Genomic DNA, 18,291 nt, shown 5'->3' with positions numbered 1-18,291 from the left:
AACAACAAAAATTAGATTCTATCGAAAATAAGATTCTATCGTTAAAAGGAATCAACTCTTTTTTAACGTGCGACCCTTCTGTGGCTCATTAAGAAGGGTCTTTTCATTTTTATGTTATTTTAACTTTATAGAGAAGATAACTGAACACAAGCGTTACAAGCGAAAAGAGCACCGCTATACTTGAAAACGCAAGTACATAGGTATTATATTCTCCAAGCTGAACAATCATCTTATAGCTGTTCACATGCAAAAATACCGCAACAATGTTAAACAAAACAAGCAAGGAAAAAATCATCACAAGTCCATTTGCGGAATTTCGGATATCCGCTTTGCTTAATGCAATATGGGAAGAAATGCTGATTGCCAGCACAATAAAAACCCAGAAGGAAGGCGTCATCAGATTATGCAGGGTAAAGAGACTTCTGCTTATCGCAATGACTGCTCCTCCTATTGTTTTTAACACATTTATATCCACTTTCCCTAAGGCTATATGCTGATGAATCTGAGCTTTGAAGGTGGCATAGGATTGAGGCACAAGAAGATACATCCCCAATATTAAAGAACCAATCCCACTAAAGAGAGGTCCTAAACCAATAAAAAAGTTTCCGACTTGCTGATACATACTGGTTCGGTTGTATTGATGCTCCACATAACCAAGCACTCCGTCAGAGCTGTTTACCTGCAGGAGCTTCACCTTTGTTACCTTGTGCCGCCACAAAATACACTGAATAAGATGCCCGATTTCGTGAATCGGTGTGCCGATCCATGCTGTCAGAAGCACCCCTTGCCGACCGAATGCCCGAACCAAATATGTGTTTGAATACTTTTCCAAAAATCCCAAGAGAAAGCCAACTGCAATAAAGGCTCCTACCAGATACAACATTTCTACAAAACTTATCAGGAAGGTATGTATAAAAGATGATTCCATATTCATCTTTATTCTTGTATCCTTTCACTCATTTCCTTTTTCAGTTCAACATTTGGTTTTCTTCATTTAAATAATCATTTTATATGCGAGTCCAATTTTACATTACGTTTTTCAAAGACCTTCATTATCACTTGTAATGCTCCTAAAGCACGAGGGAAACCTACATAGGGTATACAATGTATAATTACTTCTACTATTTCATTTGGAGAAAGCCCCACATTAAGAGCCCCATTAATATGAAAATCAAGCTGTGATTCTGCTCCTAGAGTAACTAAGGAGGTAATTGTTAATAATTCTTTTTGTTTTAAATCTAATGTAGGACGAGAATAAACATCTCCGAAGGCAAATTCAACAATGAGTCTCGCAATGTCAGGGCTAAATTGTTTTACTTTTTCAATTGTCTCCGCCATAATTTCCTTACTTATCATTTTTTCTAATAATTCTATACCTTTTTCATAACGAGTCGTTTCCATTAGATCCTCCATTTATTAATCTAAATTAAGCAATCTTGTTAGAATTGGTGGAATTTCCTGCGGATCTGCCATGACTTCAATAACCGTTGGACCATTTGATTGTAAAGCAAAATGTACTGCCTCCATAATGTCGGTTTCATTATGACAGCAAAAAGAATATGCACCCATTGATTGGGCAAATTGTGCAACATTTAACGGTACATCATAAACTGCTCCGACAGATCGTCCTGTATTATATGACATTCCTTTTTCTACCATATCCAATCGACCATTGTTCAAAACAAAGAAAATCACTGGAATTTGATAGTTTACAGCCGTAGAAAGCTCTGTTCCATGCATCATCATACACCCATCACCGGTAACACAAACGATGTAACGGTCGGGCCGTGCGATTTTTGCACCAATGGAATATCCTATAGCTGCACCCATTGAAATAAATACTTCATCAAAATAGAAAGTTCCCGGTTCAATAATCTCGAAATGTTGAACCGCATAAAATGAGTGGCTTCCAGCGTCACCAAAGAGTATAGATTCTTTTGGAAGACAAGAACGAAGCGTTTCGAATGCAGCTTTCGCAGATACCATAGGGTTTAATTTCGTATCTAACTTAATCTCTTGTTCAGAAGGCAATTCGTATTTTTTTCCCGATGCTCCACTTAATTCTATTAACTTCTTTAAGTTATATTTGATATCTCCAAGTATTACCTGAGTTTGTACAGGTATAGATTTGCCGACGAATGTAAGATCATATTCAAACTGCATAACTTTTTCCGGATACATTTCTGATGTAAAACCAGATAACGCCATATCACATAATTTAGATCCAATCACAATCATAAGATCTACACCAGATTTTAAGTATTCAGTCGCAGACGACGTTCCACCAAGTCCAAATCCCCCTAAGTGCAAAGGATGTTTTGAAGGGAATGCACCTTTTCCGCCTGGAGCTGTAATCACCGGAATGTTCCAATAATCCGCGAGTATTCGTATTTCTTTACAAACCTCTGACAAAATTGCACCTTTTCCAAGAAAAAGAACAGGCCTTTTTGCATCTTCTAACAAAGAAATCGCCTTTTCTATATCTGGTGATACCACAGTTGAAATATGATCTGGTAATGGAATAAAGAATGGATCAACTTCCTCCATAAGAACATCAAATGGTATACATAAATGCACAGGGCCTTTCTCCCCTGTATATGCTTTTTCTACAGCATGCCGAAGGAACATTGGTAAAAAGTCCCCGCGATCCACGCGAGCACTAAACAATGTTACGGGTTCGAACATTTTCACTAAATCAGTTCCAAACTGACTTGACTCCTGGCTTAAAGCACGGCCTGTTTCTTGAGCGGATGGATGCCCTGTTATGAATAGAACTGGAAGATTAAATTCCTTTGCCTGTCCGGCTGACGTAAGAAGATTTGTTCCTCCTGGACCTGATGTTCCAATCGCTACGCCTAAAGTTTTTTTAGCAAGTGCATATCCCGAAGCTGCATAGCCGCATCCAGTTTCATGACGCCCTAAAACATATGTAATTTCATGATTTTCTAACTCCAGCATAAGAGGAGAGATAGACTTACCAGGGATTCCAAAAACATGAGTGACTCCCCAGTTCTTAAAATGTTCAACTAACAATTCATATACCTTTTTTTTCATCTGTTCACCTCTATCGCTTGGCTTTTAGTTGTTGGTTTCCTAAGTAGAGTTTCAAATTTTTCTGCAGGTAATGGTGGTGCAAATAAATACCCTTGAATTCCGTAACACCCCAAAGTATTTAAAAAATCCATCTGCTCTTTTGTCTCAACACCTTCTGCGATTACATCAAGTCCAAGAGTATGTGCCATGGAAATTATTGTAGCAACAATATCTGCATTATTATTGTCAGTCATCATATCCCTAATAAACGACTGATCAATTTTCAAAGTATCAATCGAGAAAATTTTAAGATAATAGAGATTGCTGTAGCCGGTACCAAAATCATCTATACTAATTTGAATACCAAGATTTTTCAATCTTCCAAGAACTTCAACAGCATAATTAACATTAATAGTCATAGATTCCGTAATTTCAAGTTCAAGATATTTAGGATCGAGTTTTGATTCAAATAATACATTTTCTATATTCTGTACCAAATCTTGTTTCAAAAATTGACGTGAAGAAAGATTTACTGCTACCTTGATTGGTGGAAAACCTTGTTCTTGCCACTTTTTATTTTGTCCACAAGCCGTCCGAAGAACCCAATCCCCTATTGAAACAATAAGGCCTGTCTCTTCTGCAATGGGTATGAATTTTCCAGGAGGAATTAAACCAATGATTGGATGATTCCATCGTACAAGTGCTTCAGCACCAATAATTGTACCCGTTTTTGAATCAAATTGAGGTTGATAAAACACTACAAATTCTTCGTTTTGTAGCGCTTTTCGTAGGGAACTTTCTAATGTAAGATGTTCAATCCCTCTATTATCTTTCGTTGGCTTGTAAACGACATAATTATTTTTACCTTGCTCTTTTGCCCGATACATTGCAATATCGGCATGCTTCATTAACATTTCGGCGTTTATACCGTCATGGGGATAAAACGAAATACCAATACTTGTTGTTATATAAAATTCATAATCATTTACCGAAAATGGTTTTTCAAACACCTTAATTATTCCATCTGCAACATATATAGCGTCTGAAATGCAAGTGATTTCTTTTAAAAGGATTGTGAATTCATCACCACCAAGTCTTGCAACTACATCATTTGGTGACAGACAACCTTTTAAACGCTCCGAAACTAATTGAAGCAAGATATCTCCAGTGTTATGTCCGAGATTATCATTTATAATCTTAAAACGATCCAGATCAAGAAACATGATTGCAAATGTACTCTTATTATTTTCCGAATGTTCCAATAAATCGGTTATGTGTTTTATAAAAAATCTTCGGTTAGGCAATCCAGTTAAATCGTCGTGGTAAGCAAGATAATTGATTTGATTTTGTGCTTTATGTCGTTCCGTTATATCCCGAAACTGCCCAAAAGCGCCCATTAATTGTGATTTTTTATCATAAATGGGAAATGAATCAAATAAACAAACAATTTGTTCATGGTGTCGGTTTTCTTGATTGATACTTAATTCAATATTTTCGTATTCCTTTCCGTTTTTTAGAACTTCGATAATAAAATGACCTATTTCAACATCTGTTATAGTTTTTTGTAAAATATCTTGTTTTTTTACACCGGTTAGTATCTCTGCAAATTTATTGAATTCTGTTACTTTTCCTTCTTTATCTGTTATAATAATTCCGTTTCTTGTAGTTTCTATTACAATTTGATTTAATATATGTAATTTTCTATTTTGCTTTATTAATAATAATTCTCTTTCAATTGAATCTACTAATGTACATAGCATCGCTAATAAAAAAGGATTATGTTGATCAATGGACGTCATGATAGTAATCGTACCTAAAACATCATTAGCATCCGAATATTGAAAAGGAACCGAATAACAAGCAGACGACTCCAAAAATTTAAAATAGTGATTGGATCCTATAAGTTGGATCGGTTTGCGGTATTGTAAAGCAAGACTTAAACTATTTGTTCCGGCTTCCTCTTCTTTAAATATTAGGCCTATTTTTATTCCGGTTTCGTTTATAATATTTTTTATAGCTGCATCTCCAGCCATATCTAAAATACAACCGCATTCATCCGAAGTGATTATAAGAAGGGGTATACCTTCCATTAATTCCAACAATTTGTGAGCAAAGAAATCTATAACAGACAAAATTTCTTCGTACTCAACTCTCTTTCGACGTAATTCACTATCTGAAAGAATTGTAGAAAATGAAGGAGTTCCTTGTGGATCGATCCCTAAATCCTTACATTTCTTTTTCGATTCAACAATATACCAAGGTTCGATATTCATATAAACCTCTTCTCCAAGCGTAAAAAGTAACTATTAACAACTTTATTATGTCAGCAATTCATACTTTGTCAATTAGTAGAGTGTTAAGTATTTTTTTATTCTTTCTTGTATATAAGATATACTATTTACTTACAGTTTACTTATTATACAGAATTTAGTTCGCATAGATTTTTTAAAAAAATGTTCAAAATATTGGTGAGAACTAGACAAATCCACAATTTCCGTTGCCCGTCGAGTTTCGTATGATCGAATCGTTGTGCCAATCGGTTTGTGCAATCAATTGGCCCATGGCAGCAAGTCCTGAATCCGAAGTCAGCTATCCATTGGATTGTTCAAATTCAAAATATACTATCATATAATGGGTACCCCTGTAGTGAAGTTTGTTTATGTAAGGAAATTATAAATTATATGCATTCAATATCTATCGTTCTATTGTTTGTGTAAAAGTAATTTCACGGATTCAGGTTATATTGATCGAACAACCATGTCGCCCTTAATTTGAATTTTTGAAAGAAATTGTTTATATATATCAATAAGTAACCTGGATTGGTACGCTTGGACTACATGCCCTGCACTTGGAACTTCTACATAATGAACATGCGGGACGATTTGGTGCAAGTCATAAATCGCAGATTTATACAGGTAATCGTACTCCCCCATTATCCACATAACGGGGTGCTTGATTTCTTTTAATAGTTCTTTAATATCCGACTGTAATCGAATTTGAAATGCTTGCTTTAAAACAGACGGATGAATCTTTCGGGCATATTGAGTGAAAATTTCAATGGACTCCTCGGCGTAAGGACTATTCCAATTAATTTTCGTGGCGATTTGATATATCCATTCCTCATATGGCAAAGATTGAATGTCTCCTATAGATTGAAACGTATCAAATAAAGGAGATGGGTTATTATAATGCCCCCCAATATGCATTAGCGACAAGACTTTGGTCGGGTACCGGTAAGCATAGGCATTGGCAATATAGCTACTGAAGCAGAGGCTGCATAAATGCGCCTGCTCAATTCCAGACTTTTGAAACACTTGATGCAGTTGTTGGAGAAGATCTTCGAGGGTGAAAGATACTTCAACTCCTCTATCTTCACCATGTCCCAGCAAATCATACGATAGCACATGGTAATCAGTAGAAAGCTCGGCCATTTCTTTTCGAAAGGCATTATGATTTCCAACTAAACCATGAATGAAAATAATTGCTTGTCCTTGTCCAAATGAATAGATATTCATCATTATCATACTCCACATAATTCTCGTAATTTTTTCGTAAGACGAATCGTAGAGAGCGGTTTGTCAAAGAAATATCCCTGTGCTTCGTCACAACCATTCTGTTGTAAGAAGTCAACTTGTTCAGAAGTTTCTACCCCCTCTGCGATGACTTTTAGATTTAAATTGTGTGCGAGCCCAATAATAGATTTGATAGTGGTTTTATTATCCTCTTTCATGAAGGATCTATCGATTTTTAACGTATCAATCGGCAGCTTGTTTAGATAATTCAGCGAGCTATATCCCGTACCAAAATCATCAACCGAAATGTGAATACCGATCCGGCGCAACTCCGAAAGTTTTTCGACAACATAATCTTCATTATACATTGACATGCTCTCCGTGATTTCTAATTCGAGATATGTTGGATCTAAACCCGTTTCCATCAATATATCCTTGATCTTTTGAACAAGATTATCTTCCCGAAATTGATAAAGAGATAAATTAACGGCTACTCGCAGAGGCGGCAATCCTTCTTCTTGCCAAACTTTATTTTGAACACAAGCCGATCGCAAAACCCATTCCCCAATCGTACCAATCAGTCCTATTTCTTCTGCAACGGGGATAAACTTATTCGGAGACACGGTTCCTAACTTAGGATGTTCCCAACGCAATAATGCTTCGACACCAGTAATTTGCTTCGTCTTAAGATCCACTTTTGGTTGATATTGCAGAAAGAATTCATCCTGTTTGATGGCTTTGCGCAAATAATTCTCTAAAACAACTCGCTCCGCAGTTTCAAATTCGATTTTTGCATCGTACAGCTTATATCGGTTCCCGCCATTTTGTTTTGCTGCATACATAGCAGAATCTGCATGCTTCAGTAATGTCTCTATATCACTTCCATTTTCCGGGTATAAACTAATGCCAATACTTGCAGTTATATAAAATTCACTCTCGGCAAGTACGAACGGTTGCGCAAATAAATTGAGAATTGATTGAGCAACCTCTTGGGTCTCATTTTTTTCCGGCCGGTCAATCAGAATAGTAAATTCATCTCCTCCTATTCGATGGATAGTAGCTCGATTCAAAAGACTGTTTTTTACCCGTTCCGCAACTTGAATGAGCAGCTGATCCCCAATTGTATGACCTAGCGTATCATTTATATTTTTAAATCGATCCAGATCCAGATACATGATGGCAAAGGATTCACTGTTTTTTTGGAAAAACAATTCTTGTAATTGTTCACCGAAGAATAGACGATTAGGTAAACCGGTTAATGTATCATGATGGGCTTGAAAATACATGTGCTCGTGATTCTCTTGCAATTGTTTGGTGTATTTCTCCAATTTCTCCGACATTATATCTACATGATTTGCCAATTTACCGAGTTCATCTTTTCGTATCGAAGAAATGCGAATATCAAATTTACCTTCCGCAATTTGATCAACCTGATGGAGAAGTTGATGAACAGGTCTAACAATATAACGAGATAAGAAATAACTTGCAATTAGCACGATAACAAGAATGCCGATAGAAATCCAAATATCATTCTTTAGCTGTTTTTGAAGGACATCATTTAAGACTTGGTAATCAGTAACGAAACCTATAACATAAGGTGAATTATCTTGTATTGGAATAAATGTTTTAATTACGTGTTTCCCGTCAATTGTTTCTTCGTGTGAAACTACTTGCCCCGTACTCATCGCATTTTGAACATCGACGACATCTGTCTTCGGATTATAATACTTATGTTGACCAAAATAGATCGGTCGATCTTCAAGTTTAACGTATTCAATATTGTTCGGTGTTATAGGAATAGGAGTTTTGCCTAATACTTTCGGATTAAAACCGGTAATCTCCAAAAACCAGGGATGAGTTTTCACAATTTTTTGGACGGCTGAGTCAGGTCCCGTATATTGTTCAAATTGTTTAACCTGCTCATCTTGCAAGTATGGATTAATTATGTAATTGGTTGATCCATCATAATAATAGCCGTATTTATCTATATGATTGGGATCCGAAGAGGAGATAGCCATAGGTCCAGACCAATAATGCGGCAAGGATTGTCCTTTATTTACGCTACGAACCTCATGTGTTTGTAATAATTCTTGCAAAGCAGTAAACCAATATCCCCATTTTTTTGTAGATAAGTCCAATTCTTTTGGATCCGATGATCGTACCCCTACAATATCATCCCCTTGTTTAGCAAATAAGGTAATATGAGATGCCCCGATTTCTTTGCTTAATGCTTTTAACTGTTCATTAGTGACTTTGTGATAATCAGGATTCAACTGATTTTTGGCTGCAATTGCTGCTATTCGTAACTGGTCTCCAAGAACTTCTTCAATCTTTTTTGACCCTAATTTATAATGTTCGATGGAATCAGAGATTTGCTCGGCTAAAACTTTTATTTGTTTGAGTTGTTCATCTTTTAATTGATCGCGAGCTGTCGCGTAATGCAACGTGTTATTTAAAATAAGAATAACAGACACAATAATTGAAAAGACGAGCGTTAATTTTAACTTTATAGACAAAATTAGCCCCCCTGTACACTCTATGCTCATCTTATCATATGGTCTGAAAACTTAGAATCCCGCTTTTTCTTAGGAGAATGCGTAATTTGTTGTTTTCAAAGCCTGTTTGATACATCAATTTATAGTTGCTAATTTGCATTCCTTGTTGTGTACTGTACTCCCTTTCTGCAAAAGCGTTCATGAATTTCGGGCATGTATACCACGAATCGACCAATACATAACCGGAATGAAGTGGAGTCGGCATGGTTTTTGCCAAATCACAAACATCATCGATTTTACTCTGATTCGATTGATCGTAACGACGAATATCGTGAATGAGAGAATGCGGTAGCTGCAATCATAAATTCTTGAATATGCCGCAAGCCAGGCTTTGAAACATACAACAAAATGCCACGGCTTTTTAAGAAATTGATTATCGATTCGTGGTTTGGTATGGTAGCAGTATAAGACATTTGTGAATCCTCCGGGTATTGTTTTTGTGTGGTAACTGAATCTATACCACAGGCGAGGACAAATGTCTCTATTTTTAATTGGTAAATAAATGGAAACGAATTTAAGCTAATAAAAAAATTCTCCTCTTAAGGATGTGGTTAACCTGCGATTAAATAGATATATTTCCGAATCTGGAAAAACATCTAGGCGCGGAGCAGATAAATTAATAAGTGAAGGAAAAGTCACTATAAATGGTAAAACAGCAAAAATCGGCAGCCAAGTCGAGCACGGGGATGATGTTAGAATCAGTGGGAATCCAATCAGGGTTGCAAATAATTACGTCTATATCGCCTTAAATAAGCCCGTAGGCATCACGAGCACAACAGAAAAACATGTTAAAGGAAATATAATTGATTTTGTCAACCATCCATTAAGAATTTTTCATATAGGGCGACTCGATAAAGATTCAGATGGCCTAATACTCCTTACGAACGATGGAGATATTGTCAATGAAATATTGCGTGCCGAAAATAAGCATGAAAAAGAATACATTGTTACGGTAGACAAGCCTATTACTCCTGAGTTTTTAAAAAGAATGGCAGCGGGTGTAAGAATCCTAGGTACAACAACGTTACCTTGTAAAGTAGTTCAGCTTTCCAAATATGTTTTTCAAATCACTTTAATACAAGGGTTAAATCGCCAAATTCGTCGAATGTGCGAAGCATTGGGATATGAAGTGTACAGACTACAACGAATACGAATCATGAATATACATTTAGGCAATCTTCCCCTTGGAAAATGGAGAGATTTATCAAAGAAAGAACTCAATCAATTATTTAAGGATTTAAACTACAAACCAAAACAACGGTAAAAAATGGAGGATGATCCGAATCATTTAAAAGTCTTTCGGTTCATCCTCTCGTAATCGCTTCAAACATAAAAAAACCGACTGTAATTTACATGAAAACCCCAATGTTCACATAACAATAGGGCTACTCATTTAGAACGGGGAGTTCTCATTTGTTATTGTTTACAATGCGCTCTAAGAACGATTATCTCCAGCCTTTCAATACTTCTCCGCGGTCCGTTGCTGGTTGAGGGGTAACGGAAAGTGCAGATATTTCATCACGCCATTCTGGTGTCATATCCACATCGAGGGCAGCGAGTGAATCCTCAAGCTGTTCGACATTTCTTGCTCCGATAATCGGTGCTGTAATAGCAGGATTGAACATAACCCACGCAACAGCAAGCGTTGATGGGTTTATACCACGTTTCGCAGCATGCGCGGTAAACCAATCCGCTACAACAAAATTCATTTCGTCTCCATATCGATCCGTATACCGTTTTTCTTGGACCAATCGCCCCTGCTCAGGTCGTTTATTTACCCCATATTTTCCTGTGAAGAGTCCACCTCCTAAGGGGCTGTATGAGATCACTCCCAATTGTTCGGACACAGCGAGCGGCAAAATTTCCACCTCAGCTTGTCGTTTCACCAAGTTGTACATCGGTTGAATCAATTCAAAACGAGCGAGTTGTTCCTTCGCAGAGATCCCTAATGCTTTGGTGATTTGCCAGGCAGCCCAGTTGCTAACTGCGGGATAGAGAATTTTGCCTTGTGCTTGCAAATCATCCAGTGCGCGAAGGGTTTCCTCCATTGGAGTCAACTCATCAAAATCATGAACAAAATAAAAATCAATGTAATCTGTTTTTAAGCGCCTAAGACTTGCTTCAATGCTTTGCTTAATATGACGTCTAGATAAGCCTCTTGCATTCACATCCGCACCCGTGTTCCAAAACACTTTTGTCGTAAGAACGATATGATCTCGCTCGTGTGCAATACACTCACCTAGAATTTCTTCCGAACGCCCTCCGGCATATACATCGGCTGTATCGAAGAAGTTGATGCCAACTTCCCTACAACGTTTATACATTTCTTTGGATGTTTCTTCATCGGCGTTTGCACCAAACGACATGGTGCCAAAACATAAACTGGAAACCTGAATTCCCGTTTTTCCTACTGTGCGATAGTTCATTGCTATACCTCCTTGAAACTTGGTATGAAGGATAAAGACGGGCGTACCCCGCATTCACGAGTGTTTCTTTTTAACACTGAAATGGTGTGCATTACCTCTGTATCCATCTGCTGCACCAACATAATCGATGTTGATTGATTAAACGACATCCGTCTATAATAATAAAAAAGAAACAAGATGCTTACAATCGTTAAATGAACGTGATTTGTCGATTATTCAACAAATCATTTAAATTTGTTGATTATTTAAGAAAGTTTGGTGACCACCACAATGCCGAAAGTGGATAGAAGAATACTGAAATCTCAAGAAGTGATTAAAAAAGCTCTTATTGAATTGATGTCTGAAAAAAACTTTGATGATATTACGATTCAGGATATTTCCGACAGGGCAAATGTGAATCGAGCAACCATTTATCTCCATTACACGGATAAATTTGATTTACTGGATAAGCTCATTGAAGAACATATCAACGAAATGAGGGAAATGTGCAAATCAGCATGTACATTGGAATGGATCGAAGCGACTGAAGTTTTCTGCGAATATTTCGATAGTCATTATTCATTCTTTTCGCCCAAACGTCCGAACCAAGTATGTATTCGATTGTTTTTCCATGAATCCTAAAATAAACCCAATTGCAATAAAAACACCTACCAGATAAAGCGTTTCTACAAAACTTATCAGGAGGGTGTTAAGAAAGAATTTTGCCATATTTATCTCCATTACTTTATCCTTTCACAAATTCCTTTCGAACGTGTAAATGGTCAACTTCATCTTAAACATATTTTAACGCCAAGATTCCCAAATAGAAAAACCAGCAACCAGTGAGCAACCCAATAGTTTTTGAGAACCACCAGGGTAATAGTTTTACAAATATTCCTATGATTAAACTAACTATGATTTCCAAGATAAAGCCTGCAATTCCTCCACCCAGCCAGGTTAACTTTGGGGCATAATCCAAAACCCTTTGATTTTTTTGTGTTTCTTTGCTAATTCTAAGACTATATTTGATTATTGAGAACCCGATAAGCCATATTAAGCCTGTTACAAGTAGCCAACCCCACCCTGGATATATCCAAGTTTCAGAATGTATACTCAAATCATTCACCTCATAATGAATGTACATTTCATTGAGCAATTTGTGAATAATCCAAAGTTATACATCTGCTTCTGGATACCCAAGGAACAGGTATTTTACTATTTGCCGATTACTCCGATTTTAAATTACTCATACTAAAATTTTCTACATCTTTCTGCAAAATTTGCTCACTTTCCAACATTACTGCTTGTTTTCAAACGTATCTTTCCGTACATTCAAAAGCTAACATTGTCGTTTTCGGTCTATAACTCCAAGAAAATCCCGATTCATACGATGACCAGCCCTGTAGAAATAAGGAAAACATCAGATGGTTTTTGTCTAAATACGTCATTTTCCTCCCCAAAATGCTTTTATTGATGAAATGCAAGACTGAAATTAGAAACACCACCAGTATTTCATCCATGTGTGGGAATAGCTTTATTTTTCTGAGATGGATTCTTATTTTCCTAATTACTGTTTATTTAGATACGCTACAGGGCAGCTCTCAACCTAAACTAATCCATGGTTTAATTAAAATTCAAAAGTTTTGTCCAGCTCGTTTTACGGGACTGTACATGTAGTTTCTTATCAAAATAAATCCTAAGCTCAATATCAAGAAAAGTAATCCGCTGAATACAACGTATTGTGTACCCATTCCTGATATGAATAATCCACTTACGGACGTACCAATTGTTATTCCCAAATTACCGAATGCCAAAAACAAACCATTTGCCAATTCAGGAGCTTCGGGGGCTGCGGACGTAATCCAGTATTGACTACCATTAGTTCCTAAAGCAAATAATACTCCCCAAACCAAAACAATGATAAACATGGGTCCGGTGAAGCTTCCCATGAAGAATAACAAGAGATACAATGCTCCGAATACGAAAGGATAATAGACCACAGATTTCATGGCAGTTTTAGAAAGTATTTTCCCTGCCACCATGTTTCCATAAATCGTTGCAGCACCAAATAAAACTAACATGACAGTTAAAGTTTTTGCAGATACATTTGTAACGTTTTGAAGATACACAGCAAAGTAACTATAAACCCCATTTCTTGCTGCGTTTAGACAAACGACAGCAAGAATGGCTAGCCATGTAACCCATTTTTTTAATACACTTAATTGGGAGCCGTAAGAACGCTTTTCCGTAACAGGCATGGATGGAACAAATAGCAATGTAGCAATGAATACGATTAAATTAACGACAGTAAAGAATATCATCGCCATTTTTAACGAAGTTTGATTAGCGATAAAAGTAGCGATTGGTACACCTAGTACCATACCAGCAGATACCCCTAAAATTACTTTAGAAACAGCTTTTCGAACTTCTTCCTTGGAAACTGAGGTAGAAGCAACTGTCAAAGCTATTGAAATATAAACAGGATGTAAAAAGGCTGGAATCACACGAGCAATTAATAAAGTAGTAAAGTTTGTTGCAAATATGGAAACAATGTTACCTATAACAAAACCACCAAGTACAAGTAACATTACCTTCTTGCGATTTATAACAGAGAACAATAGCGGTAAAATCGGACCAGATATAGCAACAGCAACAGCAAGAGCAAGAGCAAAGAGACTAACTAACAAACCTGCTTGAGATATACTGACATGAAAGTGTTCAGCAATTAAAGGTAGTATCCCAACAACCCCTAATTCAGTATTTAAGATGCCGAAAACTCCAAGGGCTAATATAAATATCAACAAATTATTTCGATTATCCATTATTCGGGTTTGTTCACCCCTAAGCTGCGACGAACTTCAAATCCTGGTGTTACCGCTAATTTAACAACCAAGTCTGCAACACTTTTTCGAGATACATCATGCCCCTTAAATGGTTCGCCTTTCTGAGTTGTCTCATAGTCAATTTCATCTTTATTGGTAAACCAACCAGGTCTCAAAATTGTATAATCAACGTCCGAGGCTTCTACGACTGCGGCTGAATCACGATACGGGTCTAAGATGCTTCTATATTTCTGACCTGGTACTTCATCATAAATTCCCATTGAACTAATCCAAATAAGACGTTTAACGCCAGTCGCATCCATTGCCTGTACAACGGTTTTTGCCATTTGTTCAAGATTTCCAGCAAGATTGGCATAGACTACATCCTGACCATTCATCGCCTCTTGTAGTTTCTCAATATCCATAACATCGCCTTCGATTACTCGAACACGATTTGATTCCAGATGTATTAGCCTGCGTGAACTGCGCAGATATAGCGTTAACTGTGCATCGGTTTCCTTTAAGAACAAATCTATAGCCACACGAGCAATTCCTCCGCCTGCTCCAAGGATTAATACATTACTCAAATTTAATACCTTCTCTTTGATATAGGACTACATTAACTAAATAAAACAGCCAACAAACTGGTCGCAAAAATAATTTAAAGGGTATTATTAAATATCAAGTTTACGTGTAGCCATCCATTTCACGATTTCAGGGTCGTTATGTGAAAAGAACAAACTCTTTCTTGTATCTAACGCAGCAATCTTCTCCATATCCTCCCCACTTAATTCAAAGTCGAAGATATTGAAGTTTTCAATGATTCTTTCCTTATTAACAGATTTTGGAATAACAACAACCCCTCTTTGAGTCAACCAACGTAAAACCACCTGAGCAACGGATTTTTTATACTTTTCAGCTATAGATACTAAACCTTCATTTTGGAAGAGGTCATTTCTCCCTTCAGCAAAAGGTGCCCAAGACTCGATTTGAACATTGTACTCTTTCATCAGTTTTGCACTTTCGATTTGCTGGCAGAAAGGATGTGTTTCCACCTGATTTACGGCAGGGATGACTTCATTGCGAAGCGTTAAATCGAGCAGACGGTCATCTCTAAAGTTACTCACTCCGATTGCTCTGACCTTGCCCTCGTGATACAGCTCCTCCATCGCACGCCAAGAACCAAAAACATCACCAAACGGTTGATGAATGAGGTACAAATCCAAATAATCCAATTGCAATCTTTGAAGTGATTTTTCGAATGCCTTTTTTGTGTTCTCATAACCTGTATCCTGAACCCAGAGTTTTGTGGTAATAAATAGTTCTTCTCTTGGAACACCACTCCGTTTGATTGCTTTACCAACCGCTCCTTCATTTAGATAAGAAGCAGCAGTATCAATAAGACGATAGCCTGACGCAATGGCGTCATATACTGCTTGTTCACATTCATTTGCATCTTGAATCTGATAAACCCCAAAGCCGAGAATAGGCATCTCAACACCATTGTTTAAAACTACTTTTTGCATTTTGAATCCTCCCGTTTTATTGAATCAAGAAACATAGCAGAGTATCAACCCTGCTCCTGCTAAAAATCCCATCAATCTATAGTGCACCAACTACCGGATGTGGTACATAAGGTTCTTCTAAGAACGCAATTTCTTCAGGTGTTAATGTAACGGATAGAGCACCCACTGCATCTTCAAGATGGGATATTTTCGTTGCTCCGATAATAGGTGCTGTTACGGTTTCTTTCTGTAACAACCAAGCAATTGCAATTTGTGAACGAAGAACACCGTGTTTTTCTGCCAGTTTTGCAACCCGCTCTGCAATTAATCGGTCAGTACTTGCAGTTGCATCGTACTTAGATTTCTGAGTTTGGTCGGTTTCGGAACGAAGTGTCGTTTCCGACCAATCACGTGTCAATCTTCCTGATGCAAGCGGGCTATATGGGGTCACCCCGATTCTTTCCTCCTTACAAAGAGGCAACATTTCCCGCTCCTCTTCACGGTATATGAGGTTTAGATGATTCTGCATCGATACAAAACGAGTCCACCCATTTTTCTCTGCCACATTCAACGCTTTTAGGAACTGCCATGCAAACATGGCAGAAGCACCAATATATCTCGCTTTACCAGCTTTAACAACATCATGTAATGCTTCCATTGTCTCTTCGATAGGCGTGTTATAATCCCAACGGTGGATTATATAAAGGTCTACATAATCTGTTCCCAAGCGTTTAAGACTCTTATCAATTTCGCTCATAATATGCTTTCGGGAGAGACCTTTGCTGTTCGGACCTTTGCTGTTTAAATCTTTACCCAACGGAAAATAAACCTTTGTGGCAAGGACAATCTCATCTCGATTGGCATAATCCTTTACGGCACGTCCAACAAATTCCTCACTTGTTCCATCTGAATAAACATTCGCTGTATCAAAGAAATTAATACCTAAATCAAGGGCTTTTTTGATTATAGAACGACTGCTCTCTTCATCAATTACCCAAGGGTGAACCCAACGTTCCTTCTCGCCAAAACCCATGCATCCGAGACAAAGCCGCGATACATCCAAGCCTGTATTTCCAAGTTTCGCATATTCCATTGTTTTTTCCTCACTTTCCAATATCTGATTTTGGCTACCTGTTATTATTAGCAGAAACAAGATGCTTAAAATGGTCAAATGAATGCGTTATGTCCATTAATGAACAAACGAATGAAAACTGTCCATTAAAACATCTATACATTAATGAACACCTGTATATAATTATAAATAGAAATAGGGAGTTTACAATTGTTAAAAGACCGCAATTTGTTCATTAGTGAACAAATCAATTAAAATTGTTAATTATTTAAGGAAGTCTGGTGAATCTCACAATGGTGAAAGTAGACAGAAGAATAGCTAAATCTCAAGAAGCGATAAAAAAAGCTATTATTGAACTGATGTCTGAAAAAAATTTCGATGACATAACAATTCAAGATATTTCGGATAGGGCAAATGTAAGCCGAGGGACTATCTATCTCCATTACGTGGATAAATATGATTTGCTTGATAAATTAATTGAAGAACATATTAATGAAATGCGGGAAATGTGCGAATCGTTGGCTGACGTAGAATTTACTGAGGCGAATTTGCCCTGGTTCGAATACCTCGAAAAGAATTATTTATTCTTTTCGACCATGTTAGCGAGCAAAGGAGCGCCTTCATTTCGTAGTCAGTTCAATGAGTTTCTTATCGAAGAGTTCAAGAACGAAGTGGATACAACAAAAGGAAAAAATCAAGGATTAAATGAAGATGTTATTCTTCAATTTATTGTGACCTCATACGTAGGGATAGTGGAATGGTGGTTCAAGAATGGAATGCCTTATCCACCTCATGTTATGGCAGAACAAGTGGGGATTTTGTTAGAGAGGAATCTATAATTAGAATATGGTTTTTTGATACTCTGCTAAACTCATCCATTCTCCCCAATTCCCCTCAGCCCCTTGTCACACCTGCATTTTTCATCTTTTTCCAATTCCTGTATTCAAATAAAATCCTTCCCTAAATCCCTATTCCCTTTTCCTCGTTTTTCCCCTACTCCCCCTCAATCTCTTAAATTCCTGTGACCAAGGTAGCCATTTCACGAGTGACCAGTACACTGATCTTCTTAAAGAAGCAGGTGTCCAAATCAGTATGGACGGTAAGAACAGAGCGCTGGACAATATCATCACAGAGCGCTTCTGGCGAACTCTTAAGTACGACTATGTTTACCTGCATGAGTACAACAGTCCCAAGGACGCAAGGCGACAGATTGCTGCATCCATCAATGACTACAACTACGAGCGCCCACATCAATCACTCGACTACCGGACACCGGCTGAGTTCTATTTTCCGGAGGGGTTTACTGCACTGCACCCTCCTACAGCTATCTGAAATATCAGTAACAAAGATATTACTTAAACCTAAAAATCAGTGTCTTGACAGAGGG

The 18,291-nt window shown here is 37.4% G+C and carries 15 protein-coding genes and 2 pseudogenes; 4 read left to right on the top strand and 13 right to left on the bottom strand.

Features of this window, described 5'->3' with window-relative positions:
- Positions 1-109: 109 nt before the first annotated feature.
- From LSG31_RS07040 to LSG31_RS07010, 7 genes are all read right to left on the bottom strand, one after another.
- Positions 110-934 (bottom strand): hypothetical protein, encoded by an 825-nt coding sequence (locus tag LSG31_RS07040; RefSeq protein ID WP_347438665.1) that lies wholly within the window; start codon positions 932-934, stop codon positions 110-112.
- A gap of 68 nt (positions 935-1,002) precedes the next feature.
- Positions 1,003-1,401: a carboxymuconolactone decarboxylase family protein gene (locus LSG31_RS07035; RefSeq protein WP_347438664.1), complete on the bottom strand. Its 399-nt coding sequence runs from the start codon at positions 1,399-1,401 to the stop codon at positions 1,003-1,005.
- A 15-nt stretch (positions 1,402-1,416) separates the two neighbouring features.
- Positions 1,417-3,054, bottom strand: coding sequence for a thiamine pyrophosphate-binding protein (locus LSG31_RS07030; RefSeq protein WP_347438663.1), 1,638 nt, complete (start codon positions 3,052-3,054; stop codon positions 1,417-1,419).
- Complete coding sequence (locus LSG31_RS07025; RefSeq protein ID WP_347438662.1) at positions 3,051-5,306, bottom strand: EAL domain-containing protein; 2,256 nt, start codon at positions 5,304-5,306, stop codon at positions 3,051-3,053. The genes LSG31_RS07030 and LSG31_RS07025 overlap by 4 nt, the downstream gene beginning before the upstream one ends.
- A gap of 465 nt (positions 5,307-5,771) precedes the next feature.
- Positions 5,772-6,551 carry an alpha/beta fold hydrolase gene (locus tag LSG31_RS07020; protein WP_347438661.1) on the bottom strand — a complete coding sequence of 260 codons (780 nt, stop codon included), beginning with the start codon at positions 6,549-6,551 and terminating at the stop codon, positions 5,772-5,774.
- A 2-nt stretch (positions 6,552-6,553) separates the two neighbouring features.
- Positions 6,554-9,061: a putative bifunctional diguanylate cyclase/phosphodiesterase gene (locus LSG31_RS07015; RefSeq protein WP_347438660.1), complete on the bottom strand. Its 2,508-nt coding sequence runs from the start codon at positions 9,059-9,061 to the stop codon at positions 6,554-6,556.
- Positions 9,062-9,095: 34 nt separating this feature from the next.
- Complete coding sequence (locus LSG31_RS07010) at positions 9,096-9,398, bottom strand: hypothetical protein (protein ID WP_347438659.1); 303 nt, start codon at positions 9,396-9,398, stop codon at positions 9,096-9,098.
- 249 nt (positions 9,399-9,647) lie between these two features.
- Here LSG31_RS07010 and rluF point away from each other — a divergent pair, with 249 nt between their 5' ends.
- On the top strand, positions 9,648-10,364 hold the full coding sequence (rluF, locus tag LSG31_RS07005; protein WP_347438658.1) for a 23S rRNA pseudouridine(2604) synthase RluF: 717 nt from the start codon (positions 9,648-9,650) through the stop codon (positions 10,362-10,364).
- Positions 10,365-10,545: 181 nt separating this feature from the next.
- Here the strand turns inward: rluF and LSG31_RS07000 are convergent, their stop codons facing one another.
- Positions 10,546-11,526, bottom strand: coding sequence for an aldo/keto reductase (locus tag LSG31_RS07000; protein WP_347438657.1), 981 nt, complete (start codon positions 11,524-11,526; stop codon positions 10,546-10,548).
- A gap of 270 nt (positions 11,527-11,796) precedes the next feature.
- Here LSG31_RS07000 and LSG31_RS06995 point away from each other — a divergent pair.
- A pseudogene (locus LSG31_RS06995) lies at positions 11,797-12,096 on the top strand (TetR/AcrR family transcriptional regulator); the annotation flags it as partial.
- Positions 12,097-12,298: 202 nt separating this feature from the next.
- Here the strand turns inward: LSG31_RS06995 and LSG31_RS06990 are convergent.
- From LSG31_RS06990 to LSG31_RS06970, 5 genes are all read right to left on the bottom strand, one after another.
- Entirely contained in the window at positions 12,299-12,622 is a 324-nt protein-coding gene (locus LSG31_RS06990; protein ID WP_347438656.1) for a hypothetical protein, read from the bottom strand.
- Between the two features lie 517 nt (positions 12,623-13,139).
- A complete protein-coding gene (locus LSG31_RS06985) occupies positions 13,140-14,327 on the bottom strand; it encodes an MFS transporter (protein ID WP_347438655.1) in 1,188 nt (395 codons plus the stop codon).
- Positions 14,327-14,914 carry an SDR family oxidoreductase gene (locus LSG31_RS06980; protein WP_347438654.1) on the bottom strand — a complete coding sequence of 196 codons (588 nt, stop codon included), beginning with the start codon at positions 14,912-14,914 and terminating at the stop codon, positions 14,327-14,329. Before LSG31_RS06980 ends, LSG31_RS06985 begins: the two co-directional genes overlap by 1 nt.
- Positions 14,915-15,001: 87 nt before the next feature.
- Positions 15,002-15,853: an aldo/keto reductase gene (locus tag LSG31_RS06975; protein ID WP_347438653.1), complete on the bottom strand. Its 852-nt coding sequence runs from the start codon at positions 15,851-15,853 to the stop codon at positions 15,002-15,004.
- 76 nt (positions 15,854-15,929) lie between these two features.
- Positions 15,930-16,925, bottom strand: coding sequence for an aldo/keto reductase (locus tag LSG31_RS06970; RefSeq protein ID WP_347438652.1), 996 nt, complete (start codon positions 16,923-16,925; stop codon positions 15,930-15,932).
- A 272-nt stretch (positions 16,926-17,197) separates the two neighbouring features.
- Between LSG31_RS06970 and LSG31_RS06965 the strand changes: the two genes are divergently transcribed.
- Positions 17,198-17,743, top strand: coding sequence for a TetR/AcrR family transcriptional regulator (locus tag LSG31_RS06965; protein ID WP_347438651.1), 546 nt, complete (start codon positions 17,198-17,200; stop codon positions 17,741-17,743).
- A gap of 184 nt (positions 17,744-17,927) precedes the next feature.
- Positions 17,928-18,236 (top strand): annotated as a pseudogene (locus tag LSG31_RS06960) (transposase); the annotation flags it as partial.
- Positions 18,237-18,291: the final 55 nt, after the last annotated feature.

Origin of the sequence: Fodinisporobacter ferrooxydans, from assembly GCF_022818495.1 — a bacterium.
In the GTDB taxonomy this organism is placed as follows: Bacteria; Bacillota; Bacilli; order Tumebacillales; family MYW30-H2; genus Fodinisporobacter; species Fodinisporobacter ferrooxydans.
Note: the sequence above shows the minus strand (reverse complement) of the source record. Positions and strands in the feature narration are given on the sequence as shown.

What these genes read in the sequence shown, in the direction of transcription:
- LSG31_RS07025 (WP_347438662.1), bottom strand. Translation starts at nt 5,306, where the DNA reads ATGAATATCGAACCTTGGTATATTGTTGAATCGAAAAAGAAATGTAAG.
- LSG31_RS07000 (WP_347438657.1), bottom strand. Translation starts at nt 11,526, where the DNA reads ATGAACTATCGCACAGTAGGAAAAACGGGAATTCAGGTTTCCAGTTTA.
- LSG31_RS06970 (WP_347438652.1), bottom strand. Translation starts at nt 16,925, where the DNA reads ATGGAATATGCGAAACTTGGAAATACAGGCTTGGATGTATCGCGGCTT.
- LSG31_RS07035 (WP_347438664.1), bottom strand. Translation starts at nt 1,401, where the DNA reads ATGGAAACGACTCGTTATGAAAAAGGTATAGAATTATTAGAAAAAATG.
- LSG31_RS07020 (WP_347438661.1), bottom strand. Translation starts at nt 6,551, where the DNA reads ATGATGAATATCTATTCATTTGGACAAGGACAAGCAATTATTTTCATT.
- LSG31_RS07040 (WP_347438665.1), bottom strand. Translation starts at nt 934, where the DNA reads ATGAATATGGAATCATCTTTTATACATACCTTCCTGATAAGTTTTGTA.
- LSG31_RS07030 (WP_347438663.1), bottom strand. Translation starts at nt 3,054, where the DNA reads ATGAAAAAAAAGGTATATGAATTGTTAGTTGAACATTTTAAGAACTGG.
- LSG31_RS06975 (WP_347438653.1), bottom strand. Translation starts at nt 15,853, where the DNA reads ATGCAAAAAGTAGTTTTAAACAATGGTGTTGAGATGCCTATTCTCGGC.
- LSG31_RS06965 (WP_347438651.1), top strand. Translation starts at nt 17,198, where the DNA reads ATGGTGAAAGTAGACAGAAGAATAGCTAAATCTCAAGAAGCGATAAAA.
- LSG31_RS06985 (WP_347438655.1), bottom strand. Translation starts at nt 14,327, where the DNA reads ATGGATAATCGAAATAATTTGTTGATATTTATATTAGCCCTTGGAGTT.